Origin of the sequence: Bathymodiolus heckerae thiotrophic gill symbiont, assembly GCF_900128515.1 — a bacterium.
In the GTDB taxonomy this organism is placed as follows: domain Bacteria; phylum Pseudomonadota; class Gammaproteobacteria; order PS1; family Pseudothioglobaceae; genus Thioglobus_A.
This window is the reverse complement of the sequence record NZ_FQTP01000119.1, coordinates 1-3,446: the sequence shown is the minus strand read 5'-3', so window position 1 is coordinate 3,446 and position 3,446 is coordinate 1. Positions and strand designations below refer to the sequence as shown.

The 3,446-nt window shown below is 36.2% G+C and carries 6 protein-coding genes; 2 read left to right on the top strand and 4 right to left on the bottom strand.

The genetic code is table 11. From position 1 onward, the window contains the following. Together BTHERMOSOX_RS09850 and BTHERMOSOX_RS09845 are read left to right on the top strand one after the other, a co-directional pair. On the top strand, positions 1 to 724 hold a 724-nt coding region (locus BTHERMOSOX_RS09850; RefSeq protein ID WP_138120988.1), incomplete at its 5' end, for an IS5 family transposase. A gap of 147 nt (positions 725 to 871) precedes the next feature. Further along, positions 872 to 1,732 carry a hypothetical protein gene (locus BTHERMOSOX_RS09845; RefSeq protein WP_138120986.1) on the top strand — a complete coding sequence of 287 codons (861 nt, stop codon included), beginning with the start codon at positions 872 to 874 and terminating at the stop codon, positions 1,730 to 1,732. 5 nt (positions 1,733 to 1,737) lie between these two features. Here the strand turns inward: BTHERMOSOX_RS09845 and BTHERMOSOX_RS09840 are convergent, their stop codons facing one another. The 4 genes from BTHERMOSOX_RS09840 to BTHERMOSOX_RS09825 all read right to left on the bottom strand — a co-directional run bounded on the left by BTHERMOSOX_RS09840 (position 1,738) and on the right by BTHERMOSOX_RS09825 (position 3,248). After that, positions 1,738 to 2,271: a hypothetical protein gene (locus BTHERMOSOX_RS09840; protein WP_138120984.1), complete on the bottom strand. Its 534-nt coding sequence runs from the start codon at positions 2,269 to 2,271 to the stop codon at positions 1,738 to 1,740. An 81-nt stretch (positions 2,272 to 2,352) separates the two neighbouring features. Beyond that, positions 2,353 to 2,529: a hypothetical protein gene (locus BTHERMOSOX_RS09835; RefSeq protein ID WP_171004732.1), complete on the bottom strand. Its 177-nt coding sequence runs from the start codon at positions 2,527 to 2,529 to the stop codon at positions 2,353 to 2,355. Positions 2,530 to 2,629: 100 nt separating this feature from the next. Then, positions 2,630 to 2,989, bottom strand: a complete 360-nt coding sequence (locus BTHERMOSOX_RS09830) for a helix-turn-helix domain-containing protein (RefSeq protein ID WP_138120982.1) — start codon at positions 2,987 to 2,989, stop codon at positions 2,630 to 2,632. Next, positions 2,973 to 3,248: a type II toxin-antitoxin system RelE family toxin gene (locus BTHERMOSOX_RS09825; protein WP_138120980.1), complete on the bottom strand. Its 276-nt coding sequence runs from the start codon at positions 3,246 to 3,248 to the stop codon at positions 2,973 to 2,975. Before BTHERMOSOX_RS09825 ends, BTHERMOSOX_RS09830 begins: the two co-directional genes overlap by 17 nt. Between the last annotated feature and the right edge of the window lie 198 nt (positions 3,249 to 3,446).

Genomic DNA, 3,446 nt, shown 5'->3' with positions numbered 1-3,446 from the left:
TATTTGGCGCTTTAGACAGCTGCTTAACACCGAGCAGCTACTAGAGCCTCTACTGAAGCAAATCAACACTCACCTAGAGAGAAACTCTATCACTGTCTCACTCGGATCAATCAACATTATTGATGCCACCGTCATTGAAGCCAAACAGTCTCGCAAGCGCAAAGGCAAAGATGGCAACAACACTCAAGACTCTGAAGCGGGCTACAATGTTAAAACTGCAGCTGATGGCAAGCGTAAAACCACCTATGGCTTTAAGGCGCACGCTAATGTTGACGAGGATGGCTTTGTCAAGAAGATGACCTTTACACCAGGCAATGTGCATGATTCACAAGAGTTTGACAAGTTGCTGGATTGTGGGAGGGCTAAAGACAAATTAAAAACCTGTGGTGAAGTCTATGCCGATAGCGCATATGCCAACAAAAAGAATGACAAAAAACTGGGCAAGCAAAATAACAAAGTCTTGCACAGAGCCTACAGAAATACACCACTCACGCAAGCACAAAAACAAGAAAACAAACAGCGCTCAAGCATTCGTTATATCGTAGAACGCACTTTTGGCTTGCTAAAACTTCATCACGGTTTAGGCAAGGCAAGATACCTTGGACTAGAGAGAAACAAAACCAGAGTACAACTGATTGCCATGAGTCATAACCTTAAAACTGGCATGAATATTTTTAAAGAAATGCAGCGATTAAAAAGCCTAAGGGATTATTACATCCAGTGAGTAAAAAAGGCTAAAAAGAGAGAAATAAGGCTAAAAAAATCAGACAAACAAGGTGTTTTTTAGATTTTTATGGAAAAATACGGAAATTTTGAGCTATTTTTTTTGAAAAATTGCAAGGGTTGAAAATAGGATGGGGAATTATGAATTATGCAAAGGTCTCTAAAAGGATTTAAATTTAACCCACTCAAATATACCACCATGCCTAATCAACTCATTGTAAAAGTTAATAGCATTGAGGAAGGAAATAGAGAAAATTATAGCAACACTCATAAAGAAGGAAATTACTCTGAAAACAGAGACGTTAATAACTTCAGAAATGAGACTATTGGTGGAAAACTAACAGATATTAGTAATATTAATAGGAAAGACAACGTTGATAGTGCCAATAATTTATACACTAGAACCAATACCCACGATACAACCAACCAGATTAAAACTGGACTGGATAAAAATGCCATGGCAACTGCGCTACAAGATCGCCCAAGTCAAGCAGGAGATGAGCAAAAACTTTGGGACAGTGCAGATAAATCATTTGATGCTAATTATGATAAAGCTAAGCAGGCAGCAATGAGTGAAAATTACACCAATCCGCACTATAAACAATTTATAGAAGCGGCGGTTAGTAATGTCAGTGATGTTGGCAGTGCTAGTTGGAGTAATACGGATAGTTTTAGTGCCAGCACTTCACAAGGAGTTAATGCAAAAATGGGTGCAAGTTTTGACAGTTCTAATCAAGTAGTAGGTTGGGCTGCTGAGAAGCTTACTGGTGCAAAAGTTAGTGGTGATGCCAGTGTTAGTGTTGGGGCCGATTCTAGTCAATCAACTAAATACGATGATATTAGAAATTTTGAAGCACATCGCAGCCAGTTTAACGATATGTTAGTTAATTCTAGTAGTAGTGACAATCTTAAAGCAAGTATGAATAATTACATTAACAAAGTAACAGATGCATCAAATGATAAAAGTGATAATGTAGATGTGGAGGATTACAGAAATGATAAAAAATAAATTAATTAGTGTTTGTGATGTATATTTTGACCTAAAAAACTATATGCCGGATTATACAATTCATCCCAATTATCGTTACGATGGGTAATGTGAATATCATTATCAAACCTATGCTCAATCTTAGGCTCGCAGTCTCTGTTAAATTCAATATTGCGCTGTTTAAGCGTGTTGTTAAATTTTTTCAAGCCCTGCAAAGCAAACAACCCACCAACAATACCCAGCACAATATTTACTTCAAAAAACTCAAAGCCAAGTAATTGGTTTTCACTGATGATAGAAACTGCAGCCACAAAAACAACGCCTGTGAAAAACTGCCCCCAGTTTTGCTTAATTTGTTTTTTGATTTTAATAAAATCGTCTGTATGCTCAATCGCCTGAATGCTTGGGTAGTTGTAGCTTTGCAAGGGTTTGTTAATACTCGCTTTTGTATCTTTACTTATAGTTTGTATATCCGCTCTTAAGTTTTGCATATCGCCTTGAGTGGCAATATTACTGTTTAGGGTTTTAAGCTCGCTTAAGATTTGTTGTTGTGTGTTCATGGTTTTATTGTTGGTGTTTTTTGGCATAAATTGCAATACCAATAAGAGTAACAGCCACTATAGTTAGTAATATTATCGTTGTCATTGTTTCTTCTCCGTTGATGAAAATATAATAAAGAAAATTCCAAATAGTATGGTCGTTAAAACAATCGATAAATCGATTTGTTCTTTAAAAACCGAAGCTACTAAGCCAGCAACTACCAAACTATTACCAATCGACTGAATGCTTGACTTAATTTTTTCAAGATTAATTTTCATATATATTTTTACTTAAGTCCTGCATATCGCCTTGAGTGGCAATATTACTGTTTAGGGTTTTAAGCTCGCTTAAGATTTGTTGTTAATTATTACTCTATTTCTATTCTTCCAATTGACTTAAAGATATGCCCATAGCATACGCAATTTTTTTTAGTGTGTCAAGATGCGGTTTAGAGTTGCTATTTTCAATACGTGCAAGTGATGCTTGTTTAATACCTGCACTGTCTGCAACAGATTGCTGGGTTAAGTGTAAGAATTCACGCCAAGCTTTAATCTTAGATTTGTTGTTACTAAAGACGTCCACTACCACTTCGTGTGGTGTGTCATCCCCCCACCAATTAGAGTTGTTGTTTGGGCGTGAAGAATTCTTAATAATTTTTTGATACTCATCCCAAGGTAGTACTGCAAAAGCAGGCACTCCATTTTGTTTGATGATTTGTGTTTTAGTATGTGTTTCCATCTCGTTTTCCTATTTTTTCAATGTGAACAATTTTTGCTGTCTTATTTAAATCAAACATTACTCTATAGTTGCCAACTCTCATGCGGTAATCATATTGATGTTTGGCTAATTTTTCAATTTTCTTACTCCATTTGTTTCTAGGATGCTCTAGCTCATCTATCTTGATCAGAATTTGTTTAACATTATTTATGGGTATTTTTCTTAAATCTTTTTGCGCTTTATTTGTCCAAGTAATTTTGTGTGTATTATCTTTGCTCATTTGAATACTATTATAACATACATGGTAATAATATGTTATAAAAAATAAATAGTCAAGATTGGGTCTAGATAACTCAAGCAGGCACAACAGAGGGCAGGGCAGGACTTAGAAAAGGTCTAGCAAGTGGCCTAGCAGACGCTTCAACCGTACAACCGCCAGCTGAAGGCATGCCTAACTGGTTTGGTGGTTATGGTAATC

What these genes read in the sequence shown, in the direction of transcription:
- BTHERMOSOX_RS09845 (WP_138120986.1), top strand. Translation starts at nt 872, where the DNA reads ATGCAAAGGTCTCTAAAAGGATTTAAATTTAACCCACTCAAATATACC.
- BTHERMOSOX_RS09840 (WP_138120984.1), bottom strand. Translation starts at nt 2,271, where the DNA reads ATGAACACACAACAACAAATCTTAAGCGAGCTTAAAACCCTAAACAGT.
- BTHERMOSOX_RS09835 (WP_171004732.1), bottom strand. Translation starts at nt 2,529, where the DNA reads ATGAAAATTAATCTTGAAAAAATTAAGTCAAGCATTCAGTCGATTGGT.
- BTHERMOSOX_RS09830 (WP_138120982.1), bottom strand. Translation starts at nt 2,989, where the DNA reads ATGGAAACACATACTAAAACACAAATCATCAAACAAAATGGAGTGCCT.
- BTHERMOSOX_RS09825 (WP_138120980.1), bottom strand. Translation starts at nt 3,248, where the DNA reads ATGAGCAAAGATAATACACACAAAATTACTTGGACAAATAAAGCGCAA.